We start from the raw sequence: 23,619 nt of genomic DNA on the forward strand, positions 1-23,619 counted from the left end.
TCGGGAGTCGATTTCACATCTATATCGTACCACGATGATTGCCCAACAGACTGTGTATTAAGAATATTTTCAAGAGAGATCGATATCAATCGCTCGCATGAGCGCGTCTCGGCGCTCTTGAGGGAAACCATTCTGCGCTTGGGAGCATTCTATGAAGAACATCGCGATCGGCACCAAGATCATCGGCTTGGTCCTGTTGCTCTCGCTCATCACGGTGGGCGCCATGGGCTTCGCTGCATTTCGCATGGTCGGGATCGACGATCTCTACAGCGACCTTCTGACCGGGCCGGCGCGGGAGGCCGTGGCGATTCCGCGCGCCAATAGGGCCCTGGCCCAGACCCGCGGCGACATCTACGCAATCATCGCCGAGACGACGCCGGAGCAGATGAAGGCGTTGAGCACTGTGCTTGAGGCCGACAAGGAGCAGTTTCACAAATTCATCGGAATCGCCAAGGCGGCGCGTCCGGAAGACGCCGGCAAGCTCGATGATTTCGCCGCTCGCTACGATGCGCTCTATGTCTCCATTCGGCAGGCTTCCGATCTTGGGCTCGCCAACAAGAACGATGAAGCCATGGCGATCCTGTCCGCACAGATCCGGGTGCCGATGGCCAAGCTCACCGCTGAGATGGCCATGCTTTCGGACGCTGCCATCAAGTTCCAGGACGACAGCTCGGATGCCGCGACGGAAGCGACTTGGTCCACCGTCTACCTGGCCCTGACCCTGGTGGGCCTGGGCCTGGCGATGGGCCTCGGACTGGCCCTGGTCATAGCCCGCTTCGGCATCGCAAAGCCGATCGCGTCGATCACCGGGGCGATGCAGGCGCTCGCCGGCGGCGACAAAACCGTTGCCGTGCCGGGCCAGGACCGCAAGGACGAGATCGGGACCATGGCGGCGGCGCTCGGCGTGTTCAAGGACAATATGATCGAGGCCGATCGCCTGCGCGAAGAGCAGGAGGCAGCCAAGCAGCGCAGCGAGGCGGAACGCCGCCAGGCGATGCTCGACCTCGCCGACCGGTTCGAGGGCTCCGTCGGCGGCGTGGTGAACGGCGTCACCGCGGCGGCGACCCAGCTGCAGTCTACGGCGCAGTCGATGTCGGCGACCGCTGAGCAGACCTCGCGCCAGTCCACCGCGGTGGCGGCGGCCTCGGAGGAGACCACGCAGAACGTCCAGACCGTCGCTTCCGCGACCGAGGAGCTGTCAGCCTCGATCGGCGAGATCACCAGCCAGGTGAGCGAGTCCACGCGGATCGTCGGCGAGGCCGTGGCCCAGGCCAACGACACCAATGCCAAGGTGCAGGGTCTCGCCGATGCCGCGCAGCGGATCGGTGACGTAGTGCGTCTGATCAACGACATCGCCGGCCAGACCAACCTGCTGGCACTCAACGCGACGATCGAGGCGGCGCGCGCTGGAGAGGCCGGCAAGGGCTTCGCGGTCGTGGCTTCGGAAGTGAAGACCCTGGCGACGCAGACCGGGAAGGCAACCGAGGAGATCGCCGGCCAGGTCCGCGCCATCCAAGAAGCGACCCAGAGCTCCGCGCAGGCGATCTCCAGCATCGTGCACACCATCAACCGCGTCAGCGAGATCTCGACCGCGATCGCTTCCGCGGTCGAGGAGCAGGGCGCCGCGACCCAGGAAATCTCCCGCAACGTCCAGCAGGCGGCGCAGGGGACCCAGGAGGTCTCGGGCAACATCACCGGCGTCACCGACGCGGCCGGCCAGACCGGCCATGCCGCGCGGCAGGTCCTGGAATCGGCCGGCGAGCTTTCGCGCAACGGCTCGATGCTGAAGTCGCAGGTCGAGGAGTTCCTGCGCACCGTGCGCGCCTAGGAAGCCCGAGTTTTCTCCAAACTGAAAAGGCCGGGCTCTCGCCCGGCCTTTCTTTTCGATCCGGCAATCCCGGCTTACGGGCGGGTATAGGCGGTCTTCACCACGGTGAAGAACTCCCGCGCCAGCTCGCCCTGCTCGCGCGAGCCGTAAGAGGAATTCTTGCGGCCGCCGAACGGCACGAAGTAGTCGACGCCCGCGGTCGGCAGGTTGACCATGGTCATGCCGGCCTCGATGTTGCGCTTGAAATGCGTTGCATGCTTCAGCGAGGTGGTGCAAATGCCGCCGACCAGGCCGTATTCGGTGTCGTTGGCGACGCTCAAGGCCTCGTCGTAATCCTTCACCCGGATCACGTTGGCGACCGGACCGAACACCTCTTCGCGGCTGATCCGCATGTTGTTGTTGGTCTCGGTGAACAGCGCGCAGTTGAGATAGAAGCCCTGGGTCTTGCGGTTCAGGAGCTCGCCGCCCCAGGCGAGCTTGGCGCCTTCCTTCTGCGCGATCCCGATGTATTCCAGGTCCTGGTCGAGCTGGCGCTGGTCGACCACCGGGCCGATCTCGGCGCCCGGCTCCAGCGCGTTGTCGATCTTCGCCTTCTTCAGGCGCTCGACCATCGCCGCCACGAACTTGTCGTGGATGCCCTGCTGCACGATCAGGCGCGAGGAGGCGGTGCATCGCTGGCCGGTCGAACCGAACGCGCCCTGGAACGAAGCCTCGACCGCGATGTCGAGATCGGCGTCGTCCAGCACCACCATCGGATTCTTGCCGCCCATCTCCAGCTGCACGCGGGCGAGCCGCTTTACGCAAGCCTCGGCGACGGTCTTGCCGGTCTTGGTCGAGCCGGTGAAGGTGACCGCGGAGACATCCTTGTGGTTGATCAGCGCATTGCCGACCACCGAGCCCGAGCCCATGGTGAGGTTCAAGACGCCTTCCGGCAGGCCCGCGCGCTGCAGGATATCGACCAGGCTCCAGGCGCTGGCCGGGACCAGATCCGCCGGCTTGAGCACCACGGTGTTGCCGAAGGCCAGCGCCGGGGCGACCTTCCAGGCCGGGATCGCGATCGGGAAGTTCCAGGGCGTGATGATGCCGACCACGCCCAGGCCCTCGCGCGTGACCTCGACCTCGGTGCCGGGGCGCAGGCCCGACATCTTGTCGCCGTGGATGCGCAGCGCCTCGCCGGCGAACCACTTGAGCACCTGCCCGGCGCGGGTCGCCTCGCCGATGCCCTCGGGCAGGGTCTTGCCCTCTTCGCGGGAGAGCTGCTTGCCGAGTTCTTCCTTGCGGGCGATGACCTCATTGCCGGCCTTGTCGAGGATGTCGGAGCGGACCTGCGGGCTGGTGCGCGACCAGGCGGTGAAGGCCTTCTTCGCCGCGCTGACCGCGTCGTTCACCTGGTCCGCCGTCGCGGAAGCGAAGGAGCCGACGGGATCGCTCTTGTCGGAGGGGTTCTCGTTGACCCGCGATCCCGAACCCTCGACCCACTGACCGGCGATCAGGTTGCGCTTCACTTCCATGTTCATGACGGCTCCGTCGATTGCTGAATTGTCTGACGATTTCGGCCGGTAAAATAGTGCCCCGGACCCGATCCGGCAACCGCGATGCGGCCAGGGCTTTCGTCTCGGAACCTAGTGTTTTCAACAGGTTGTAGGCAGAGGGCCCGGCCGCTAGAAAAAACTCTGGAGCGTCTGTCGATTCCCGGCGTCTTCCTTCGACGAGTTCTCAAGAGCCTGCCGTCGGGACGGCAGCCAAGGGAGCGAAGCATGGTCTATAAAGGAAGCTGCCACTGCGGCAAGGTCGCCTTCGAGGCCGAAGGAGACTTGAGCGCTGCACTTTCGTGCAATTGCTCGATCTGTTCGCGAAAGGGCGCGCTGCTCTGGGCGTTGCCGAAAGGGCAGGTGCGTTTCGCGATGCAGCCCGGCGATCTCGGCGAGTACACCTTCAATCGTCATGTGATCGGCCACCGCTTCTGCACCGGCTGCGGCATCCACACCCATGGCGAGGACAAAACCGGCGGCAACGACGTCTACATCAACATCCGCTGTCTCGAAGGCGTGGATCTCGGCAAGGTCCCGCTCCAGTATTTCGACGGCCGTTCGGTTTAGGGGGAACACGAAAATGAAATGGCATTATGGCTGGGTCATCGTCATGGCCGGCGCGATCATCACGTGCATCGGGGCGGGCGGTATGTTTGCGCTGCCGGTATTCCTCCTCCCGATCGAGCAGAGCGTCGGCTGGTCGAAGACCGCCGTCTCTTTTTCCATGACCGTCGCATTCCTGGTGATGGGCGCTTCCGGCTTCGGGTGGGGCGCCCTGAGCGACAAGATCGGCGCCCGACCGGTGCTGCTGATGGGCAATGCTCTGGCCGGGCTCGGCCTCATCATGACGAGCCGCTCCCAGAGCGTGCTGGAGTTCCAGATCTGGTACGGCGTGGTGATCGGCATCGCCGCCGGCAGCTTCTTCCCGCCGCTGATCGCGACCACCGTGGGCTGGTTCGAGAAGCATCGGGGCCTCGCGGTCTCCCTGGTCTCGGTCGGCATCGGCGTGGCGCCCTTGACCGTGTCGCCGTTCGCCGAATGGCTGATCGCGAATTACGGCTGGCGCGAGGCACAGTTCATCATCGGTGTCGCCGTGCTGGTGCTCCTGGTGCCGATGTCGCTGCTGATCCGCCGCCCGCCCGCGGTCTCCCCCGACGCGGCGGAAGTGCCGCAAGCCGTGGCGGCGGCGGCGCAGCCCGAACCAGCGGGCATGACCGTCGGCCGGGCCTTGCGCACGCCGCAATTCATCGTGCTGGCGCTGGTCTTCTTCGCCTGCTGCGCCTGTCATTCCGGCCCGATCTTCCACACCGTCAGCTTCGCCCAGATCTGCGGCATCGCCCCGGCGCTCGCCGTCACGATCTATAGCGTCGAGGGCATCGGCGGGCTGTTCGGCCGGGTGGCGCTCGGCATCGCCGGCGATAAGTTCGGGGTGAAGCCGACCTTGATCGTCGGGTTGCTGATCCAGGCGGTGGGGGCGGGCGCCTATCTCTATGCGGCCAACCTCGAGTACTTCTACGTCGTCGCCTTCATCTTCGGCTTCGCCTATGGCGGGGTGATGCCGCTCTACGCGGTGTTGGCGCGCGACTACTTCGGTCCCAACATCATGGGCGCGGTGTTCGGCGCGGCGGTGATGATCTCCAGCCTCGGCATGGCCTTGGGACCGGTGATCGGCGGCTGGATCTACGACACCTGGAACGCCTATACCGGCCTCTATGTCGCCTCTGCCGTCGTCGGCCTCGGCGCGGTGGCGATCGCGCTCGCCTTCCCGCCGCCGCGCCGGGCGGCGGCGCCGGCCTGATCCGGATGGAACACTTCTCCATCGCGGCGGTTTTGCCGTGATGGAGAAGAATCCGATCGCCGTCGCCCATGCGGCTTACCAGGCCTATGTGGAGAAGGACCGCGCCGCCATGGAGGCGCTCGTGGCGGCGGACTATCGCTTCACCAGCCCGCTCGACAACGGCCTCGATCGCGCCACCTACTTCGATCGGTGCTGGCCGAACAGCGCGCAATTCTCGTCATTCGACCTGGTCCAAGCGATCGGCGAAGGCGAGCATGTCTTCATCGTCTACGAAGCCCAGACGAAGACGGGCAAGCGCTTCCGGAACTGCGAGTTCCATACCGTGCGCGACGGCAAGCTGGTCTCGACCGAAGTCTATTTCGGCTGGGACCTGCCGCACAAAGCCGAGCCCGGCGGTTACGTCTTGCGCATGTAATCGGCCAGCGCCGACCAGTCCTTGTCGCCAAGGCCGGCATGCACGGCCTCGGTCATCTGGTCGCGTACCGCCTCGAGGATCGGCAGGCGCTCGCCGCAGCGCTCCGCCGCCTCGGCGGCGAGCCGCAGGTCCTTCAGGCCCAGCGCCATCTTGAAGCCGGGCGAATATTCCTCGGCCACGATCTTGGCGCTGTAGCTCTGGTAGACCCGGCAGCCGAACAGGGATTCCAGCACCAGCTCGAAGAAGGCCTTGGCTGAGACACCATTGCCTTCGGCCAGCAGGGTGGCCTCGGACATCGCGCCGATGGCCGTGCCGATCATCATGTTGCCGGCGATCTTCGCCGCGTTGGCTTGCGCGGGATGATCGCCCATCACCCAGGTCTTCTTGCCGATCGCGGCCAGCAGGGGCGCCACCTTGTCGATCGCGCTCTCGGCACCGCCGGCCACGACGTTGAGCTGCGCCGCTTCCGCGACATCCGGCCGCCCGAACACCGGCGCCGAGATGTAGGCGATGCCGGCTTCGGCATGCCGGGCGGTCAGCTCCTCGGCCATCGCGATCGAGATGGTCGAGCAGCCGACATGCACCAGGCCCGTTCGTGTATCCTTCAGCAGGCCACCGTCGAGCACGACCGCACGAAGTGCTGCGTCGTCGGACAGCATGGTGAAGACGACCTCCGCCTGGAACGCCTCGCGCGCAGTCTTGACCATGGTCAGCCCCGCTGCATCGACCGGAGACCGGTTCCAGGCGCGGACCTGATGCCCTGCCTTGGCGAGGTTGTGTGCCATCGCGATGCCCATCTTGCCCAGACCGATGAAGCCGACATCCATGTTTCTCTCCTTGCTCGCTTTGGTTCCAATTTAGCCGGCCGCTTGCCGCGCGCGCAAACCGCCTGTAACCATGGCAGCCATCGAAGAATGGCGGGGCGAATGATGTTCCAGGAACTCGACGCGATCTATGCGCGCTACCAGCAGGCCGAGCATATTCCCGGCCTGGTCTATGGCGTGGTCCAGGACGGCAAGCTGGCCCATGTGAAGGGATCCGGCGTCGCCGCGCTGGGGAGCCAGGTGCCGGTCGGCCCCGAGACCTTCTTCCGGATCGCCTCGATGACCAAATGCGTGACCACGCTCGCCGTCCTGCTGTTGCGCGACCGCGGCAGGCTTTCGCTCGACGCCGTCGTCGCCGACCTGGTGCCGAGCTTCGCCAGGCTCAAGCTGCCGACCGCCGACAGCCGGCCGATCACCTTGCACGATCTCCTTACCCACCAGGCCGGTTTCGTCACCGATGATCCCTGGGGCGACCGGTTGCTCCCGCAGCCGCTCGGCGACTTCAACGCCATGCTGGAGGCGGGGATGCATTTCGCCCGGGCCCCGCGCATCGACTTCGAATACGCCAACCTCGGCTATACCTTGCTCGGCCGCGTGGTGGAGGCAGCGAGCGGCGAGCCCTATTCCGGTTTCGTCCGCCGCGAGATCCTGCGGCCGATCGGCATGGTGCAGACCAGCTACGAGATCGACGACCTGCCGGCCGGCGCGCTGGCACTCGGCTATCGACGCCATGACGACACCTGGTCGCCGGCCGAGATCGAGCATGACGGCGCCTATGGCGCCATGGCCGGCATCGTCACCAATGCGGTCGAATATGCGCGCTTCGTCGCCTTCATGATCGACGCCTGGCCGGCGCGCGATGCCGCGGAGAGCGGACCGGTCGCCCGCGCCACGCGCCGCGAGCTCGCGGTCCTGCACAGCGGTCCACGCGCGCCGACCCTGCGCAAGCATCAGGGCCGCGAGATCTGGTCTGCCAGTGCCTATGGCTATGGCCTGGTGAACTCGGTCGAGAGCGAGCTCGGCCGCATTCTGCATCACCGCGGCGGCTTACCAGGCTATGGTTCGCATTTCCTGTTCTCGCCGGAGACCGGGGTCGGCATCTTCAGCTTCGCCAACCGCACCTATGCGGCGATGAACGAGCCCAATGTCGATGCCGCGCAAGCGCTGAAGGATGCGGGCCTCTGGAAGGCGCCGCCGGTTCCAGTCAGCGCGCAACTGGCGCCCGCGGTCGAGGCGGTGTCGCGGATCTACCGCGCCGGCCGCATCGCCGAGGCACAGTCGCTGCTCGCCATCAACTTCCTGCTCGACCGCCCGGCGGCGGAGTGGGACCGGCATCTGGCGAAACTCGCCGAACGCCTGGGAGAATTGCGCCACATCGACGCCGTTCCGAACCACGCCTTGTCGGCGAAACTCACGCTCACCTGCGCACGCGGCGTCGTGCAGGGCCAGCTCATCCTCACTGGCGAGCAGAGCCCGCGGATCCAGGCGCTCACCCTCGAGGCCGCAGCGGGTGACGGACCGCCGCTGTAGCCAGGGTCAGCGCGGTGACCGCCACGGCGGTGAAAGGCAGCCAGGCCTGGGCCTCGCCCATGGTGTGCAGGGTGATCCCGCTGATCAGGCACCAGAGCACCGGGATCGGAAAGAGTGACCAGAGCCAGCGGCCGCGCAGCGCGATGAGAAGGCCGAGTGTCGCGATCACCGTCGGGTCGGGCGCGATGCCGAAGATCTCCGAGCTGGCGCGTTCGCGGCCATGCAACAGCGGCACGCCGACCGTGGCGAAGGCCAGCAGCAAGGAGCCGATCCACGACGAAATCCCGGTCTTCGCCGCGGTCGTGCCCGTCCGGAAAGCGGTCAGCAGAAGCAGCAAAGCTTCGATGAGGAAGACCGGTGCGACATAGGATGCCGCCCAGTTGATATCCGCATAGCGATTCCAGAGGAAGGTATAGGCGACGAAGCACCAGACCAGCGCCAGGATTACGGCCGCCGCCCGGATCGCGGTGCGGCTGCCGCGTGCGGCGAGAAAGGTGACGATGCCACCCAAGGCCAGGGTCACCACCGGCAGCGGCCAGAATTCCTCGTTCTGCAGCTCGAACATCCGCCAATAGCTGCGCGGCGAGAACAGCAGGAAGTCTTCCGGCGTGTAGGTCCACCATTCGCTCATCGCGCAGGCCCTGGCATTCAGAGATCCCGGACCGCGGCGGCGATACGCTCGCGCAGCTCGGCATCGGGCAGGGGACCACGCGCGGCGGCTAGGTTCTCGCGCACGTGATCGACCCGGCTGGTGGCGGGGATCGCGACCGTCACCGCCGGATGCGAAAGAATGAACTTCAACAGGACCTGCGCCCAGCTCGCGGCGCCGATCTCGCCGGCCCAATCCGGCAGCTTCTCGCCTGCCAGGCGCCGGGTCAGTGCGCCCTGCTCGAACGGCCGGTTGACGATGACGGCGATCTTGCGCTCGGCGGCCAGGGGCAGGAGGCGCTGCTCGACCTCGCGATCGACGGCATTGTAGGTCAGTTGCACGAAATCCAGCGGCTGGTCGCGCATGATGGCTTCGAAGAGGTCATGCCGCCGTCCCTCCGAGGTGGTGATGCCGACATAGCGCAGCCGGCCCGCCGCCTTCATCTCGAAAAGGAGCGGCAGCTTGGCCTCCCAGTCGACCAAATTGTGGACCTGCAGGAGATCGAAGCGCTCGACACCCCAATGCTGCCGCGTCTCCTCGATCTGCGCCGGCCCGTCGCCGGAGGTCCACACCTTCTCGGCCGAGAACAAAGTGGTCGGATGCCCGAGCTTCGCGAGGCCATAGCCGATCACCGGCTGGGCCGATCCATACATCGGCGAGGAATCGATCATCCGTCCGCCGGCCGCGAAGAAGGCCGCCATCACCGCGGCGCATTCGTCCCTGAGCTTGGGGTCATCGCCGACATTGAAGGTGATCCATGACCCGAGCCCGACCATCGGCATCGCCTCGCCGCTGGAGGGGATCGGCCGCGTGCCAAGCGTGGCCTCGGCGGCGCGCGCCACGGTCGGCAGAACGGCCGCGGCGGCGGAAGCCTGCAGAAACGTCCGGCGTGTCGTGCGCATCCGACCCTCCCTTCAATCCGGCAGCGTATAAACGGCGCAGGGCAGGGCGATCCCGCGCAGCGCATGCGTTCCCAGTGACACCAGCGGGGATTCGGTCTCCGCCGCCACCGCGCCCGAGACCAAGATGGGGCGCTCGAGCGGCCGGCACAATCCCTCCAGGCGGCTCACCAGGTTGACCGCCGGGCCGATCGCGGTGAAGTCCAGCCGGTCGGCCGCACCGATATTGCCCCAGAGGATCTCGCCGAGATGCACCGCGACGCCGAAGGGCAGGGGCGGCAAGCCCTCGGCGGCCCGCGTCTGGTCGAGATGCGCCATCCCGGCGCGCGCCGCCGCGACCGCGCGCAAGGCTGCGTCGCAGGCGCTGCGTGGCGATTCTCCGGCGACCGGGAAGATCGCCAGCAATCCGTCGCCCATGAACTTCAAGACCTCGCCGCCGAAGGCTTGCACCGCCAGGCCGATGCGGTCGAACCAGGCGTCGAGCGCGGCGATGACCGAAGCGGGCGCGATCGTTTCCGAGAGCGCGGTGAAGCCGCGGAGATCGGCATAGAGCAGGGCCGCCCGGATGGTCTCGCCGACACTGCGCCGCAACGGTCTGCCGAGCACGCGCGCCGCGCTGCGCTTGCCGAGATAGGCTTGCAACGCCGCCTGCAACTTGGCCTGGGCGGCGAGTGCCGCGAGCGGCGCCGCCGCGAACCGCGCCGCCTGGCGCAGCCGCTCGGCTTCATCCGTCGAGAAGGCGCGCGGCCCGATCCAGTCCAGCATCGGCGCATCCGCGCCGGCGCCGGCAACGTCTTCATGGACCACGCCCGGCGCCAGGCCCTGCAGCCAGCTGCGGCCGGCGTTGCCCGGATCGTCGGCGCTCATGCCGCCGGCAAAGCCCAGCGCCTCCATCACCGCGCCGCTGTCGGGGCGCCAGAGCCAAGTGCGGTGCGCGATGATCGGATCCGGCACCGCCAGCGTCAGGGCGCCGCCAGCGAGCGGCACGCCGTCGGCGATCAGGCGCGCGCCCAATCCCGACAGCAGCGCATCGGCGGCCGGCAAGGCCGCGGCATCGTCGATCAGCCAGGAGAGCGCCGAGGGAAGCTGCATTTGCTGTCAGTTTCTGTCAGGAGTGGTTCCCGCGGGCTCTTGTTCCCGCGGCGCGCCATGCTTTCATATGCCGGGGGGCGGCAGCAAGGAGAGGCGCGATGGCGGATGGATTCATGTTGCGCACCGAAACACAGGTCGCCGCCCCGGCCGCGACGGTGTTCGCCTTCCTGATCGACCCCGAGAAGCTGCTGCGCTGGATCGGCAACGGCGCGACCGTGGAGGCGCAGCCCGGCGGCCTCTATCTGCTCGAGAAGGTTTCCGGCGGCAACACGGCGCGCGGCACCTTCAAGGAAGTGGTGCCGGTGCATCGCCTCGCCTATACCTTCGGCTGGGACGAGGATCCCGGCGTGCCGCCAGGATCGAGCCTGGTCGAGATCGACCTCATCGAGCAGGACGGCGGCACCCTGGTCCGCATGACTCACAGCGGCCTGCCGACCGAACAGGACCGCGCCAACCATGAGAAGGGCTGGAAGCACTATCTGGAACGGCTCGGCACAGTGGCGGCGGGCGGCACGGTCGGGCCGGACGCGAAGTGGTGAGGCGACGGCTTTAGTTCAGCGACGGGATCCCAGCCGCTCGCGCAGGAAGTCGATCATGACGCGTGTCTTGCGCGGCAGGAACGAGCGGCTGGGATAGAGCAGCCAGGCGGCGGTGTCGAAGGTGGTCGCCGTCACCTCCTCGCCGGGAAGGACGTCGATCAGGCTCCCGGCGCGCAGGTCGCTGTCGATCAGCCAGTCGGCCAGCAGGGCCGGTCCCAGACCGGACAGCGCGGCCTCGCGCAAGGCGAGGGCGCCGGAAACAGTGAGGCGCGGCGTTATGGCAATCTCCTCAACCGGCCTTCCGTTACGCCGGAACAGCCAGCGGCTCCTGAATGCGGGCAGGTCGAAGCAAACGCAGCGATGACGGGCGAGGTCGCGCCGGTGCTTCAGCGCGGCATGACTGCGGAGATAGTCCGGGCTGGCGCAGACGCGGTAGCGGGTGTTCCGGAGTTTCGCGGCGACGACATCGCCATCGACTGCAGGCGCCAGCCGGATCGCGAGATCGACGTGTTCGGCGACGAGATCGACATTGCGGTCGGTGAAGTCGAGCTCGAGTTCGATTTCCGGATGGCGCGCCAGGAACGCCGGAATCTCCGGCATCACGCAGACCTGGCCGAAGGCGACGGAAGCGCCGAGGCGCAGCCGGCCGCGTGGTGCGGCATTGTCGGAGCGAATGTCGTCACGCGCTTGCACGAGCTCGGCCATCACCGGCTCTATTCTCGCGGCGAAGCGACCGCCGGCTTCCGTCAGCGACACCCGGCGCGTGGTGCGTTGAAACAGCCGGGCGCCAAGCTCGCCCTCCAGTGCGGCAATGGCGCGGGAGATCGAGGAGGGGTCCTGGTCGAGGTTGCGCGCAGCCTGCGCGAAGCCACGGCTGCGCGCTACTTCCAGGAACACCGCCAGGAGCCGAATATCCATTGATGTAAATTATGCACCAGTAAGATGCATATCAACGCCTTTATGCGTAGAGCTGCACGAAATAGCCTGCGGGTCGCTGCGTCAAAATCATTGCAAGGACTCGCCATGGAAAACCTCTCCGGCAAGACGGCGCTGGTCACAGGGGCCAGCCGCGGCATCGGCGCAGCCATCGCGCGCCACTTCGCGGAGCTTGGCACTAAGGTGGTGCTGCTGGCGCGAGACGGGAAGGCGCTTTCCGATCTCGCCGCGGATATCGGCAGTTTAGGGGGCCAGGCTCTGGCGATGCCTGGCGATGTGCGCCGCTACGCCGACCTCGAGCACGCGGTCGCTGCCGCCGTGCAACGGTTCGGCCGCCTCGACATCCTCGTCAACAATGCCGGCGTCATCGAGCCGATCGCACGCCTCGCCGACAGCGAACCCGAGGCTTGGGGCCGCATCGCCGATATCAATCTCAAGGGCGTCTATCACGGCCTGCGCGCCGCGATCCCGCAAATGTTGCACACGGGCTCCGGCGTTGTGGTCAACATCAGCTCCGGCGCGGCCACCAGCGCGCTCGAGGGTTGGAGCCACTATTGTTCGACCAAGGCGGCGGTGCTGTCGCTGACTGCCTGCGCGGCGAAGGAATATGGCGCGCACGGCATCCGCGTCGTGGGCCTCAGCCCGGGGACGGTCGCGACGGAAATGCAGGCCGTCATCCGCAAATCGGGCATCAACCCGGTGAGCAGGCTCGATCCCGCCGTGCACATTCCGCCCGAATGGGTGGCACGTGCGGTTGCCTTTCTCTGCAGCGAGCAAGGCGAAGAGTTCGCAGGCACCGATTTCTCCCTCAAGGACAATGCCGGGAGAGCGCGCGTCGGCCTGCCGCTGATCGTCTAGCGGGCCGGCCCGTCGATGTAGCCCAGGCTCCTCAGACTCACATGGCCCTTGCGGCCGATGATGATGTGGTCGTGCAGCTGGATGCTGATCTTCTCCAGCGCCACCTTCACCGCCTTGGTCATCTCGATGTCGTCGCGCGAGGGCGAGGGATCTCCGCTCGGGTGGTTGTGCGCCATGATCACCGCCGAGGCATCCAGGGCCAGCGCGCGCTTCGCCACCTCGCGCACGTAGACCGGTGTGTGGTTGACGGTGCCCTGGCTCTGCTTCTCGTCGGCGATGAGCGCATTCTTGGTGTCCAGGAACAGCAGACGGAACTGCTCGATCGGCTCATGCGCCATCACCGAATGGCAATAGGCCAGGACCTGCTTCCAGGAGCTGAGCACCGGCTTGTCCTTGATGTCCTGCTGCTGCATCAGCAGCGCTGCAGCCTGCACGGTCTTGATCACCGTGACCGAGGCTTCGCCGATGCCGTCGATTTCCGAGAGTGAGTCGGGGCTCGCCGCCATCACGCCGGCGAAGCTGCCGAAGCGCTTGATCAGCGCCTTGGCCGCCGGCTTCATGTCGCCGCGCGGCTGGGCCTGGCAGAGCAGCAGCTCCAGGAGCTCGTATTCCGCGAGCGCGCCGGCGCCACCGGCGAGGAATCGCTCGCGTAGCCGTTTGCGATGGCCGAGATAATCCGGTTTGTCCGCGACGTCCCCCACCGTCGCGGCAACTCACGCCGCGTAAGGCGGGTGATGCATGCCCTTGGGCGAGAGCGTGAAGATCTCGCGGCCGGTCTCGGTCACGCCAACCGTGTGCTCGAACTGGGCCGAGAGCTTCTTGTCGCGGGTGACCGCGGTCCAGCCGTCTTCCAGAATCTTCACGTCGAAGCGGCCGGCGTTGATCATCGGTTCGACGGTGAAGAACATGCCCTGCTTCAGCTCCGGCCCCTGGCTGGGGCGGCCGAAATGCAGGATCGAGGGCGTGTCGTGGAAGATCCGGCCGATGCCATGGCCGCAGAAGTCGCGCACCACCGAGAAGCGGTTCTTCTCAGCGAAGGCCTGGATCGCATGGCCGATATCGCCGACGGTGGCGCCGGGGCGCACCATCTCGATGCCGCGCATCATCGCCTCGTAGGTGACGTCGATCAGCTTCTGCGCCTGCACGCCGACCTTGCCGACCAGGTACATCCGGCTGCTGTCGCCGTGCCAGCCATCGACGATCACGGTCACGTCGATGTTGACGATGTCGCCATCGATCAGCTTCCGCGGGCCCGGGATGCCGTGGCAGACCACATGGTTGATCGAGGTGCAGATCGACTTCGGGAAGCCGCGGTAGTTGAGCGGCGCCGGAATCGCGTTCCGCGCCACGATATAGTCGTGGCAGAGCTTGTCCAATTCGTCGGTGGTGACGCCGGGCTGGACGTGGTCGGTGATCATGTCCAACACTTCGGCCGCGAGATGCCCGGCCTTGCGCATGCCAGCGAATCCCGCCGCGTCATGGGTCTTGATCCGACGATCCTCGTTGATCCAGTCGTCCGAAACGTCTTTTTTCTGCATGTTCAATTCGCTAACCCGCTCATCCGACAAGCATAACCCCGAAGGGTTGCGGTTGGAAAGATTCTAGCTGTGGATAAAGGCGATCTCATGGCCCGCGTCAATGCCGGTCGGGCCGATTTCGCAGGAAAAGGCCCGGATTTCCACGCCTTGGGCGCGGGCCTGGGTCATCGCCGCCGCATAGGTTGGGTCGATGTCGGCGGCGAGTCTCACTTCGCGGCAATCGCTGCGCTGGACCAGGAACAGCAGCACCGCCCGCTGGCCGGCCTGGGACAGCAGGCCGAGCTCGGCCAGATGGCGGCTGCCGCGGTCGGTCCTGGCATCGGGGAACTCGGCGATCCCGGAATTCCGGGAAAGCGTGACGCTCTTCACCTCGACCCAGCATGGCGTTCCCGCTGCATCGGCCAGGCGAAAGTCGAGCCGGGACGCGGCGCCGACCTTCACCTCGCGGGCGACCGTGGCGCTGGGCAGGTCGGCGAAGCTGCCTTTCGCCAGGCCTTCGGCGACGATCGCATTGGCCCGCCCGGTGTTGATCCCGACCAGGGCCGCGGCGCCCGAGGCCTTGCTCTCCACCAGCTCCCAGCCATAGGGCAGCTTGGTGCCGGTCTTAGGCGCGAGCCAGCAGCGGCTGCCGGGCTCGGCGAGGCCCAGCATCGAGCCGGGGTTGGGGCAATGGACGGTGAGATAGGTGCCGGCTATTTCGACGTCGGCCAGGAAGCGCTTGTAGCGCTTGATCAGGCGCGCTTCGACCAAGGGCGGCGAGAACTGCATGGCGGTCCGGAATAGGCTCAGTCGGCCGGTGGGTTGAAGTCGGTATAGACCAGGATCTGCGAGACGGTCTCGCCGTCCTCGCTCAGCGGCAGGAAGATCACATGGCTGTTGTCGAGCCGGTCGCGGTTGGTGACGACGGTCTTCAGATCGACATGCGGCGCGCCGGTCAATTGCACGCGGCTGTAGTTGGCCAGCACGCCCTCGCGGCTGGCGCCGAGAAAGGCCTCGCCGACCGCGCGGCCGGTCGGATCGCGGCCGCGGGCCTGGACCTCGCGCGTACCCACCAGGCGATAGACGTAGCGCCGGTCGTCGGCGACGATATCGACGATCATCAGTGACGGCAGGAAGCCGACCAGCTCGGCGGGATCGACGTCGGCGCGCCGCGGCATGCGCCGGTCGCCGCGCTTCCGATCCCAGTAGCGAAACAGCGGGTCCAGGCCGGGTGGGATGGGATGGGGTGGGACGGTCACTCAATCATTTCCAGCGATTCGCTGTTGTTCATAGCAGACTTTCCCAGCCGTCCCCACCAACCGCCCGCCGAAATTCCCATTTTGCCGCGGTTGCACCGCGCTTCGGTTCGGGGCAAGTTAATCGCAAATTCCGCTTTCGGATCCGGGGCTTCCATGATGACGCGACGACGTACCGCAACTGCCGCCCAGGAATGGCGTGGGGTCGCCCTGGGGGCTTCCCTTCTTACGGGTCTGGCCCTGCTGGGCGGCTGCTCCTTCTTTTCCCATGCCACCACTTGGACCAAGAGCAACGCGACCGAGGAGCAGGCCCACAGTGACCTCGCGCAGTGCAAGGAGCAGGCGGACGTCCAGACCGCCCGCGACCGCAACATCGACCAGGACATCGCCGCCGCTGAGACCGGCGGCAATGCCGGGATCGACACCTCGCCGCTCCAGAACATGCAGACCTACAAGGGCGACCGGCGCTACAAGTCGATCCTCGAGGATTGCATGGCCCAGCTCGGCTACAGCAAGGTCGAGTGACCGGGCGCCGACGATGTCTGAGAGCCAAGCCAAACCGCCCAAGATCGTCACCGCCGCCATCCTGGTGATCGGTAACGAGATCCTCTCCGGCCGCACCAAGGACGCGAACCTGCACTATCTCGCCACCGGCCTGACCGCGATCGGCATCCGGCTGATGGAAGCGCGGGTGGTGCCGGATATCGCGGCGCGGATCATCGAGGCGGTGAACGCGCTGCGCGGCCAATACGACTATGTCTTCACCACCGGCGGGATCGGCCCGACCCATGACGACATCACCTCGGAATCGGTGACCAGGGCCTTCGGCGTGAAGCTGATCAAGCATCCGAAGGCGGTCGAGCTACTGACCCAGCATTACGGCGATGCGAACCTGACCGAAGCGCGGCTCCGGATGGCGCATGTGCCGGAGGGCGCATCGCTGATCGACAACCCGGTCTCGACCGCGCCGGGCTTCCGCGTCGGGAACGTCTATGTGCTGGCCGGCGTGCCGGCGATCTGCCAGGCGATGTTCGACGGCTTGAAGGGCGGCCTCAGCCGCGGCGACCCGGTGCATTCGAAGACGGTCAGCGCCCATGTCGGCGAAGGCGTGATCGCCAAGGATCTCGGCGCGCTGCAGCAGCGCTATCCCGGCCTCGACATCGGGTCGTACCCGTTCTTCCGCCAGGGCAAGTTCGGCGCCAGCTTCGTGATCCGCGGCACCGACGAGGAGATGATCGGCCAGGCCGCCGCGGAGCTCAGGAGCATCATCCGCGCCTTAAACGCCGACCCGATCGAAGGGGAGACGCCGGCGTAAGGGCGTGTCACGCTCGCGCATCATCGCCCGCTTGGTGGAATTGGTAGACACACAGGACTTAAAATCCTGAGGCTCGAAAGAGCCGTGCCGGTTCGAGTCCGGCAGCGGGCACCATCCTGCTTCGCGCTTTGCGCTTCGCAGGATTTGCACATAAGTCGGATGCGAAGCAGGATGCCCTCCGAAGCCTCGGCGGAGGAGGGCTGCTCGATGCACTACGTCTATCTTTTGGAAAGCCTGGCTGCGCCGAATCAGAGGTATGTCGGTCAGACGTCCAATCTAAAGCGCAGATTTGCCGATCATAACTCAGGGAAGTCGCCGCATACGTCGAAATATGCGCCGTGGCGTCTCGTTACCTACCTGGCTTTTTCGAATCCGGTTAAGGCCGAGACATTTGAGCGATACTTGAAGTCTGGCTCCGGCCACGCCTTCGCTAAGAAGCGATTGTGGTAAGAGTGTCTGACACCGCCTCCTTGCGATAGGGGTGACTAAACGATGGATTGGCAATCGATATCAGAAGACGCCTATGGGACCTGATCAATTCGGCCTGGCTGAAGATGAGCGTCCGCGAGCAGCGGCTGTGGGAGTCTGTTCGAATCGATCCGGTTAAATGGAGCCAAAGCCCGTATGGAGATCTAGGTGGCGGCTTCTGGGCTGTCGGGGTCATAGGCCGCATCGTTGTCTGGTACAACGACATTGAAGACGGATTCAACTGCTCGCACTACTCCAGCTACGGACAGATTGGTGAGTACTGGTGCAATCAGGACGATCTCGACATCTCCGTCCGGAAGCTCTTGGGGCGCATTGACGATGGCTACGATCTTGCACCATTCGTCGGGCCTCCACGACCCGGTCCCTATCCTGGTTGAGCATAACGGGCCGACCTCTTGCACACGGGCTGACACATTCTTCCCGTTAACTACGTTGGCCCGCATAATTGGCGGTGTCCGGCATTGACCCAATGCGCTTAGAATTCTGAGGCTCGAAAGAGTGCCGGTTCGAGTCCGGCAGCGGGCAACTTGGATGCGAAGCAGGATGCCCCCGACGCCTCAGCGCAGGGTGGCTCTGGAGGGATCTAGGAGCAAACATGATCAGGATCGCGATTGCGGCGCTGCTGCTGGTGCTCGCCGGCTGCGTGGCCCCGATGCCGACGGGCGATGAAGACAACCGCCTGCTGAACAAGAGCGCACCGCCCGACGGCGCGCCGACCGCCCCGTGGATGCCGCGGATGATCTTCGAATAGGCGCCGCGCGGGTGAAGCGGTGGCGACCCTTCGGCCTGCCCTTGCATCGCGTGGTGCTCGCCTACGGCACCAGCGCGCTGGCCATGATCGTCTGGACGGTTGCCTCGATCCTCTTGTTCAATCTCACCGAGGCCGGCCTGATTGAGGCCGGCCTGCTCCAGCATGGCGGCCTGCTTTCCAAGCTTCTCTTCGGCGTCTTCGTGCTGGTGGTCTGGCTGGTGCCGCTGGCCCAGGTCGGCAGGAGAGTCGACGCCTACTTCTCGCGCGATTTCTACGAACCCCTGGAGTTCGATTTCTCCGGCCGGAATGACATCTTCAGCCTGGACATGTCCGACTATCGCCCCGAACACGTCAAGCTTGCCCTGAAGGGATTCTTCAAGCAAGCCGCGCGGAATCGAAAGAAAGTCGTCGGGATCTTTATGAGCACGTCCATGCTGGAACGCCTCAGCCTGAAGCAGGGCAGCGCGGACCCGTTGTTCCGGGGCGTTCCCGTCACCACCGGCCATACCATCTTCGTGGGCACGATCGAAGTGACCGTCGCCGCCGCCTGAGCCGCCGCCGGCTGCGAGATGCGCGGCGCGCTGCAACGCGCGCCGCGCATGCTCATCGTCGAGAATCAGTTCGGCTTGGCGGCTTCGATCGTCGCGCCGATGCTTTCCGCGCCGCACTTCTGCACCATCGTCTTCCAGCAGCTGTTGAGCGCCGGGCTCCGGTTGGTGGTGCGGTAGAAGCCGGTCATCATTTGCTTGGTGCCCGCGGCATCGCCCAGCTTGATCGACCGGATCAGGTCCTCGAACTCATCCCCGAGGACGAAGGCGCGGCCGGCCCGGCTGGCGTCGCCGACCGGACCGCAATTCGCGTCGACCGCGGCGAAAGCCGCCACCTTGGAGTCGCCGCGATCCATCAGGCACTTCGCCGGCGCCGACTTCGGCCAGGCAGAATAATCATCCGCCGCGGCGGCATTCACGAAGGCGGTGGCGGCCAGCGCCAGCGCGATACACATACCCTTCATCAGTCTTCCTCTGTCAAAAAACACCCCGGGCGGCCACTTACCATAGGCGGCGGCCGAAAGTCGAATCAGGGTCCGGCCCTCACGAACTGGAGAGTGGAAATCCAGGGAGAATTGGGCTCAGAGTAGCGCCATTCGAGCCCGACTGTGGGTGCCCGAGGCAACTCGGGCGCCGCCGGTGGGTTAACCAGCGCGGAGTTCCGTTCCGGGATGAAGACAGGGACGCCTGACATGCACCCGACCGTGGTACTGGCTTTCGTCATGCTCGGCGTGGTCGCGCTGGTGCCCGTCACCTATCTCGCCGTGGCGCCGGATCCAGTGCCGGTCTATCTGGGCCCGGCGCAGCAGCAGGCCGCGGTCGCGACGCCAAATCACGATCCGCATCGCGTGCCGCTCGGGGGACCAGCGAAGGCCGAACCAGTCGAAGCCCGCACAGCCGAGATCCTGCCCGCCGAATCCCTCACCATGGATGCCCTGGTCGCCGAAGCCCTGACCGCCGAAAGCGATGCGACGCCGAACCTGGACCCGCGTCCGCCGGCGGCGATGTCTTCCTTTGCGCTGGGCTCCGTGGCCCTGCGGGCGGAGCCGGAGCCCGGCACGCCCTCGGCGCCGGCGCTCATCTTCACGGACACCATGCTCTACGCAAAAGAAAGCGCGCGCGTGCGCGCGGCGCCGAGCATGACGGCCGATGTCCTGGCGCAGCTCGATGCCAATGCCAAGCTCCGTGCCAGCGCGCGCTCGGCCGATGGCATCTGGTGGCGGGTGCCGCTCGGCGACGGGCGCATCGGCTATGTCCACCGGGCGGCCGTCACCTCGAGCCTTATCGCGCCGGCGAAACCGGCCGCGGCATCGGCACCGGTTGTGGCCGCCGCTCCAGCGCAGCAGCCCATACCGACCCGGCGCAACCAAGGCTTCCTCGGCTATGTGGATCAGACGGTGAACTGGTTCGTCGATACGGCGTCCAAGGGCTCACCGCCGACGGTGATGCGCCCGGAGCGCTGAGGACGGCTTCAGGCGACGCAGCGATCGCCTTGATGCGCGCGTTTGCGCCGCCAAGCAGCAGCGCCGAGGCCGCCAAGCGCCGTCGCCAGCAGCGGCAAGGCGGCCGGGATCGGCGTTTCGGTGACGCTGAGCGTGATGGCCGCGCCGAACACCGAGCGCGTGGCGCAGAGGCCGCCGCAGAGGGCGAAGTAGACGGACTCGTCGCCGAGCGCCAGGAACGTCGGCAAAGTCGAGAAATCGGTCAGGTCCGTGAACGGCAGCTTCAGGGTCAGCAGCTGGCCGGCGACGCCGGGCACCGCCGTGGAACTGTTGCGAAAGACCAGCTCCGTGCCGGTCGCAATGGGCGAATAGGTATCCGCGGAGAAGCCGGGATAATGCGTGCCGAAGATGAAGACGCCGGTCTGTGTCGTGATCGACGCCGCGACGATGGTATGGGCCGTCAGATCGAGGCTGAAGGTTCCGATAGCCAGGCCATCGTTGTCGGTCGGCGTCGAGAGGGACGCGATCAAGGAGAAGTTCGCGATCGTGTTCGCGGAGGCCGGCGCTGCCAGGAAGCCGCCGAAGACCAAGCCTGCGAGCAGAGTGACAAGACGCAGCATGACCACCTCCAATTGCAGCCCGACGACAGGCTACAGGCCGTGGAACCACAGTCAAGCAGTGGATTTTTGACGGCCGGAATCCAGGCCAAGGCGCCGAGAAGGGCGCAGCAAGCGCCATGGACATAAAGTCCTGAGGCGCCGGCAAGTCGCGACGCGTTCCCCAGGGTTCAGTCATGAGATGACCGAAGCGGTCGGTTCGATGACAAGCGCGGGAAATCGGACCCGCCGGTTATTCAACCTATTGCTGTTATGCTCCCGACTCGCCTAGGTTGCGTATCAATGTGTGCAATGGGGATGAACATGTTTATCTGGAGAGCGGCGCGCTTCTCAGCCAAGCTCGTCGCGGCGACCCTGGTTCTGCTGCTGGCGATCGCGTCGCAAGCGCCGGCCGCGACCATCACGGCGACCTTCACCGGAACGGTGAAGACTGGTTTGGATTCCACCGGGGTGTTCGGAACGCCCGGCGCCAACCTGGCGGGCGCCGGTTACAACCTGGTCTTCACCGCCGATCCGACGGTCGGCAACTATTTCGCTTTCAATGGCACGATCACCGATCCGCTGCTTTCCGGCGACAACATTTTCGGCGGGATGTCGGCAGTGCTGACCGTCAACGGCCACAGCTACAACTTCCTGGGGCTGGGCTCGCCGGGCGGTACTTACGACATTGCCGCGACCAAGCCCGGCACCGGCCATCTCATGTACCAGGTCGTCAACGCGTCGGCCATCTCCCAGGTCAACACCTTCCTTACGACCAACAATCCGCCGGGGTTTCCGACCTCGGTCTTCACCGCCGTGGCGCTGAACAGCTGTCCGGCCGCTTCCTGTAGTTTCTACGGCAGTTTCATCATCCCGACGCCCAGCACCGGCTACTTTCAGGGAACACTGAATTTCGGCAGCCTCTCCGTCGCCGTCGCGATGACGCCGATCCCGGCGACTTTGCCGCTGCTGGTTTCGGCGCTTGGCGGGCTCGGCTTCGTCGGCTGGCGGCGCCGGCAGGCGGAAGCCGCTTGAAGAGTTAAGGCAGCCGGATCGTCTTCTTGGTCTGCCCGCCGGCCTTGACCGCGAGGTCGAAGTCCTTCGAATACTGCGCCTTCTGGCCGGTGGCGTGCACCTTGTAGCTGCCGGCCGGCAGCTCGATCAGCACCCAGGGGCCGTTGCATTTGGCCTGGAAGACCTGTTTGCCGCCGGCATCGGTGATCGTGACATCGGGATCGCCGAGGAAGTCGCCGTTGGCGGCGGCGAACTCCAGCCGCACCGGAAAGCTCTTCCAGCGCGGGTCGCCGCGGCTGGCTTTGCCGACGCCGGCGCAGGCGTATTTGATGCCGTTGGCCTCGAGGATCGGGTCGCCGGCGCCTTGCGCCGCGGCCGGCAGCGGTGCCGCCAGGAAGCTGAGCAGCGAAAGAGCAAGCGGCACAATGGAGCGCGACGTCGACATCCTGCGTTTCCCCTTGAAGTTCCGACCCACGGATTATGACGACGGATCACGTAAACACGAAGCGGTGATTTGCCGGTGCCGAATGCGGGGTCTAGCGTTCCATCGGCCGGGCGATCACCCATGTCCGGTGCTCTCACTGCGCACCATCATTCAACGCGGGACCTCGCGTCGCCGCGACGGGTGATCCGTTGCGCCTCGGATCGACAACTTCAAGAATGGAGACCGCGATGACCGAGATGATGAAGGTCGGGCTTTTTGGATTCGGGCTGGCGACCGTTCTGGCGCTCGCCTTGCCCGCGAATGCCGAGGATTATGGGCCGTTCAAGGAGATGGAAACCTCGGCCGGCGACGTGCTGGTCGATGCCAAGGGCATGACGCTCTACACCTTCGACAAGGACGAGGCCGGCAAGTCGAACTGCAACGGCGACTGCGCCAAGGCCTGGCCGCCGGCCATGGCGATGGAGAGCGACAAGCCGGTGGGCGATCTCACCATCATCAAGCGCGACGACGGCTCGCTGCAATGGGCCGACGACGGCAAGCCGCTCTATACCTTCGTGAAGGACACCAAGCCGGGCGACGTCACCGGCGACAACTTCAAGGACGTCTGGCACGTGGTTAAGGAGTAGGGCCTCACGCAATCGCGCCTCGACGCGGGTCGGCGCCGAGGCGCATTTTATGCCCGGGGCTATGCCTGGGACCCTGGAGGCGACCGTGTTGCTGTGCCGACTCTCAGCCTTCGCCGGCTTGCTGCTGCTCTGCGGCTGCGCCTATGACGCCGGCTACACCCAGAGCAACTATGCGAGCCAGCCCGCCAGCGTCGCCGGCTATTACAGCGCGTTGGATTACCGGAGACCCTATCTCCCCGGCACGCCGGTGATGGGCGGCGTCTATGCCTATGGCGACGAACGCGATGTCTATGGCGGGCCGGTCTTCTCGCCCTATTACGGCATCAAATGCGATCGCCGCCGCAATATCTGCTGGAGCCGCAACGGCCCCAACTACGGCTGGAGCTCCCGCTTCTTCGGCCGCCGCCATGCCTATTGGAAGAATGACGACGGGCACGACGGGCACTGGAACGACGGCGCCTGGAACGACGGCGATTGGGACGGGGGCGGCTGGACCGGCGGCGGCCATCACGGCGGCGGACACAACGGAGGCGGCCCCGCCAATCCCGGTGGCGGGAACCCCGGCGGCGGCAAGCCCTGGGTCTACCAGGTGCCGCTGGAGCCGGACGGCAGCGGTGCGCCGACCTTCTATCCCAACGGCTGCGGCGGCAACGGCCAGCCGCCTTGCTGAGCCATCGATCGAACCTTGTCTCCGGTCGCGGCGACGCATTAGCCTGATCA

The 23,619-nt window shown here is 65.9% G+C and carries 30 protein-coding genes and 1 tRNA gene; 18 read left to right on the forward strand and 13 right to left on the reverse strand.

Annotation, left to right across the window (positions count from 1 at the left end):
• The first annotated feature begins 151 nt into the window (after window positions 1-151).
• The gene (locus ACH2CY_RS04645) at window positions 152-1,828 is read left to right on the forward strand and encodes a methyl-accepting chemotaxis protein (protein WP_395016449.1); all 1,677 of its coding nucleotides are present in this window, start codon (window positions 152-154) and stop codon (window positions 1,826-1,828) included.
• A 74-nt stretch (window positions 1,829-1,902) separates the two neighbouring features.
• Here ACH2CY_RS04645 and ACH2CY_RS04650 read toward each other — a convergent pair whose 3' ends face one another.
• Window positions 1,903-3,345, reverse strand: coding sequence for an aldehyde dehydrogenase family protein (locus ACH2CY_RS04650; RefSeq protein WP_395016451.1), 1,443 nt, complete (start codon window positions 3,343-3,345; stop codon window positions 1,903-1,905).
• A gap of 240 nt (window positions 3,346-3,585) precedes the next feature.
• Here ACH2CY_RS04650 and ACH2CY_RS04655 point away from each other — a divergent pair, with 240 nt between their 5' ends.
• Genes ACH2CY_RS04655 through ACH2CY_RS04665 form a run of 3 tightly spaced genes read left to right on the forward strand, consistent with a single transcriptional unit; the run spans window position 3,586 to window position 5,573 of the window.
• Window positions 3,586-3,927, forward strand: coding sequence for a GFA family protein (locus tag ACH2CY_RS04655; protein ID WP_395016453.1), 342 nt, complete (start codon window positions 3,586-3,588; stop codon window positions 3,925-3,927).
• 13 nt (window positions 3,928-3,940) lie between these two features.
• Complete coding sequence (locus ACH2CY_RS04660) at window positions 3,941-5,158, forward strand: MFS transporter (protein ID WP_395016456.1); 1,218 nt, start codon at window positions 3,941-3,943, stop codon at window positions 5,156-5,158.
• Window positions 5,159-5,198: 40 nt separating this feature from the next.
• Entirely contained in the window at window positions 5,199-5,573 is a 375-nt protein-coding gene (locus ACH2CY_RS04665) for a nuclear transport factor 2 family protein (RefSeq protein ID WP_395016459.1), read from the forward strand.
• On the opposite strand, the gene ACH2CY_RS04670 is transcribed toward ACH2CY_RS04665, so the two are convergent.
• Window positions 5,555-6,400, reverse strand: coding sequence for an NAD(P)-dependent oxidoreductase (locus ACH2CY_RS04670; RefSeq protein WP_395016462.1), 846 nt, complete (start codon window positions 6,398-6,400; stop codon window positions 5,555-5,557). The two genes, ACH2CY_RS04665 and ACH2CY_RS04670, sit on opposite strands and share 19 nt — an antisense overlap.
• Before the next feature lie 99 nt (window positions 6,401-6,499).
• Between ACH2CY_RS04670 and ACH2CY_RS04675 the strand changes: the two genes are divergently transcribed.
• Window positions 6,500-7,927: a serine hydrolase domain-containing protein gene (locus ACH2CY_RS04675; RefSeq protein WP_395016465.1), complete on the forward strand. Its 1,428-nt coding sequence runs from the start codon at window positions 6,500-6,502 to the stop codon at window positions 7,925-7,927.
• Here the strand turns inward: ACH2CY_RS04675 and ACH2CY_RS04680 are convergent.
• Genes ACH2CY_RS04680 through ACH2CY_RS04690 form a run of 3 tightly spaced genes read right to left on the reverse strand, consistent with a single transcriptional unit; the run spans window position 7,887 to window position 10,567 of the window.
• On the reverse strand, window positions 7,887-8,558 hold the full coding sequence (locus ACH2CY_RS04680; protein WP_395016466.1) for a DUF6064 family protein: 672 nt from the start codon (window positions 8,556-8,558) through the stop codon (window positions 7,887-7,889). The two genes, ACH2CY_RS04675 and ACH2CY_RS04680, sit on opposite strands and share 41 nt — an antisense overlap.
• Before the next feature lie 17 nt (window positions 8,559-8,575).
• Complete coding sequence (locus tag ACH2CY_RS04685) at window positions 8,576-9,478, reverse strand: aldo/keto reductase (RefSeq protein ID WP_395016468.1); 903 nt, start codon at window positions 9,476-9,478, stop codon at window positions 8,576-8,578.
• Between the two features lie 12 nt (window positions 9,479-9,490).
• Window positions 9,491-10,567, reverse strand: a complete 1,077-nt coding sequence (locus ACH2CY_RS04690; protein ID WP_395016470.1) for an adenylate/guanylate cyclase domain-containing protein — start codon at window positions 10,565-10,567, stop codon at window positions 9,491-9,493.
• Window positions 10,568-10,665: 98 nt separating this feature from the next.
• Here ACH2CY_RS04690 and ACH2CY_RS04695 point away from each other — a divergent pair, with 98 nt between their 5' ends.
• Entirely contained in the window at window positions 10,666-11,106 is a 441-nt protein-coding gene (locus ACH2CY_RS04695) for an SRPBCC family protein (RefSeq protein ID WP_395016472.1), read from the forward strand.
• Window positions 11,107-11,121: 15 nt separating this feature from the next.
• Here ACH2CY_RS04695 and ACH2CY_RS04700 read toward each other — a convergent pair whose 3' ends face one another.
• Window positions 11,122-12,024 (reverse strand): LysR substrate-binding domain-containing protein, encoded by a 903-nt coding sequence (locus ACH2CY_RS04700; protein WP_395016475.1) that lies wholly within the window; start codon window positions 12,022-12,024, stop codon window positions 11,122-11,124.
• A 105-nt stretch (window positions 12,025-12,129) separates the two neighbouring features.
• Between ACH2CY_RS04700 and ACH2CY_RS04705 the strand changes: the two genes are divergently transcribed.
• Complete coding sequence (locus ACH2CY_RS04705) at window positions 12,130-12,900, forward strand: SDR family NAD(P)-dependent oxidoreductase (RefSeq protein ID WP_395016477.1); 771 nt, start codon at window positions 12,130-12,132, stop codon at window positions 12,898-12,900.
• On the opposite strand, the gene radC is transcribed toward ACH2CY_RS04705, so the two are convergent.
• The 4 genes from radC to ACH2CY_RS04725 form a co-directional block, all read right to left on the reverse strand.
• Entirely contained in the window at window positions 12,897-13,601 is a 705-nt protein-coding gene (gene radC / locus ACH2CY_RS04710; RefSeq protein ID WP_395016479.1) for a DNA repair protein RadC, read from the reverse strand. The two genes, ACH2CY_RS04705 and radC, sit on opposite strands and share 4 nt — an antisense overlap.
• Before the next feature lie 12 nt (window positions 13,602-13,613).
• The gene (map, locus tag ACH2CY_RS04715; RefSeq protein ID WP_395016480.1) at window positions 13,614-14,438 is read right to left on the reverse strand and encodes a type I methionyl aminopeptidase; all 825 of its coding nucleotides are present in this window, start codon (window positions 14,436-14,438) and stop codon (window positions 13,614-13,616) included.
• A 63-nt stretch (window positions 14,439-14,501) separates the two neighbouring features.
• Window positions 14,502-15,206 (reverse strand): DNA/RNA nuclease SfsA, encoded by a 705-nt coding sequence (sfsA, locus tag ACH2CY_RS04720; RefSeq protein WP_395016483.1) that lies wholly within the window; start codon window positions 15,204-15,206, stop codon window positions 14,502-14,504.
• Between the two features lie 17 nt (window positions 15,207-15,223).
• Complete coding sequence (locus tag ACH2CY_RS04725; protein WP_395016485.1) at window positions 15,224-15,676, reverse strand: PAS domain-containing protein; 453 nt, start codon at window positions 15,674-15,676, stop codon at window positions 15,224-15,226.
• Window positions 15,677-15,832: 156 nt separating this feature from the next.
• Here ACH2CY_RS04725 and ACH2CY_RS04730 point away from each other — a divergent pair, with 156 nt between their 5' ends.
• The 7 genes from ACH2CY_RS04730 (at window position 15,833) to ACH2CY_RS04760 (ending at window position 18,779) form a co-directional block, all read left to right on the forward strand.
• A complete protein-coding gene (locus ACH2CY_RS04730; protein ID WP_395016487.1) occupies window positions 15,833-16,198 on the forward strand; it encodes a hypothetical protein in 366 nt (121 codons plus the stop codon).
• Window positions 16,199-16,211: 13 nt separating this feature from the next.
• Window positions 16,212-16,988, forward strand: a complete 777-nt coding sequence (locus tag ACH2CY_RS04735; protein ID WP_395016490.1) for a competence/damage-inducible protein A — start codon at window positions 16,212-16,214, stop codon at window positions 16,986-16,988.
• 25 nt (window positions 16,989-17,013) lie between these two features.
• A tRNA-Leu gene (locus ACH2CY_RS04740) sits at window positions 17,014-17,102 on the forward strand.
• A gap of 93 nt (window positions 17,103-17,195) precedes the next feature.
• Window positions 17,196-17,438 (forward strand): GIY-YIG nuclease family protein, encoded by a 243-nt coding sequence (locus ACH2CY_RS04745; RefSeq protein WP_395016492.1) that lies wholly within the window; start codon window positions 17,196-17,198, stop codon window positions 17,436-17,438.
• Between the two features lie 47 nt (window positions 17,439-17,485).
• On the forward strand, window positions 17,486-17,854 hold the full coding sequence (locus ACH2CY_RS04750; protein ID WP_395016495.1) for a hypothetical protein: 369 nt from the start codon (window positions 17,486-17,488) through the stop codon (window positions 17,852-17,854).
• Between the two features lie 218 nt (window positions 17,855-18,072).
• Window positions 18,073-18,228 carry a hypothetical protein gene (locus tag ACH2CY_RS04755; protein ID WP_395016497.1) on the forward strand — a complete coding sequence of 52 codons (156 nt, stop codon included), beginning with the start codon at window positions 18,073-18,075 and terminating at the stop codon, window positions 18,226-18,228.
• Between the two features lie 11 nt (window positions 18,229-18,239).
• Window positions 18,240-18,779: a hypothetical protein gene (locus ACH2CY_RS04760; RefSeq protein ID WP_395016500.1), complete on the forward strand. Its 540-nt coding sequence runs from the start codon at window positions 18,240-18,242 to the stop codon at window positions 18,777-18,779.
• Window positions 18,780-18,844: 65 nt separating this feature from the next.
• On the opposite strand, the gene ACH2CY_RS04765 is transcribed toward ACH2CY_RS04760, so the two are convergent.
• On the reverse strand, window positions 18,845-19,240 hold the full coding sequence (locus tag ACH2CY_RS04765; RefSeq protein WP_395016502.1) for a hypothetical protein: 396 nt from the start codon (window positions 19,238-19,240) through the stop codon (window positions 18,845-18,847).
• A 207-nt stretch (window positions 19,241-19,447) separates the two neighbouring features.
• Between ACH2CY_RS04765 and ACH2CY_RS04770 the strand changes: the two genes are divergently transcribed.
• Window positions 19,448-20,239, forward strand: a complete 792-nt coding sequence (locus tag ACH2CY_RS04770; RefSeq protein WP_395016504.1) for an SH3 domain-containing protein — start codon at window positions 19,448-19,450, stop codon at window positions 20,237-20,239.
• 8 nt (window positions 20,240-20,247) lie between these two features.
• On the opposite strand, the gene ACH2CY_RS04775 is transcribed toward ACH2CY_RS04770, so the two are convergent.
• Window positions 20,248-20,838 carry a hypothetical protein gene (locus ACH2CY_RS04775; protein ID WP_395016506.1) on the reverse strand — a complete coding sequence of 197 codons (591 nt, stop codon included), beginning with the start codon at window positions 20,836-20,838 and terminating at the stop codon, window positions 20,248-20,250.
• Between the two features lie 300 nt (window positions 20,839-21,138).
• Here ACH2CY_RS04775 and ACH2CY_RS04780 point away from each other — a divergent pair, with 300 nt between their 5' ends.
• A complete protein-coding gene (locus ACH2CY_RS04780; protein ID WP_395016509.1) occupies window positions 21,139-21,849 on the forward strand; it encodes a hypothetical protein in 711 nt (236 codons plus the stop codon).
• Window positions 21,850-21,853: 4 nt separating this feature from the next.
• On the opposite strand, the gene ACH2CY_RS04785 is transcribed toward ACH2CY_RS04780, so the two are convergent.
• Window positions 21,854-22,273: a hypothetical protein gene (locus ACH2CY_RS04785; protein ID WP_395016511.1), complete on the reverse strand. Its 420-nt coding sequence runs from the start codon at window positions 22,271-22,273 to the stop codon at window positions 21,854-21,856.
• A gap of 227 nt (window positions 22,274-22,500) precedes the next feature.
• Here ACH2CY_RS04785 and ACH2CY_RS04790 point away from each other — a divergent pair, with 227 nt between their 5' ends.
• Both ACH2CY_RS04790 and ACH2CY_RS04795 read left to right on the forward strand, forming a co-directional pair.
• Window positions 22,501-22,899 carry a hypothetical protein gene (locus ACH2CY_RS04790; protein ID WP_395016513.1) on the forward strand — a complete coding sequence of 133 codons (399 nt, stop codon included), beginning with the start codon at window positions 22,501-22,503 and terminating at the stop codon, window positions 22,897-22,899.
• 85 nt (window positions 22,900-22,984) lie between these two features.
• Window positions 22,985-23,569, forward strand: a complete 585-nt coding sequence (locus ACH2CY_RS04795; RefSeq protein WP_395016516.1) for a hypothetical protein — start codon at window positions 22,985-22,987, stop codon at window positions 23,567-23,569.
• The last annotated feature ends 50 nt before the right edge of the window (window positions 23,570-23,619 follow it).

Origin of the sequence: Dongia sp. (genome assembly GCF_041905885.1) — a bacterium.
GTDB lineage: Bacteria > Pseudomonadota > Alphaproteobacteria > Dongiales > Dongiaceae > Dongia.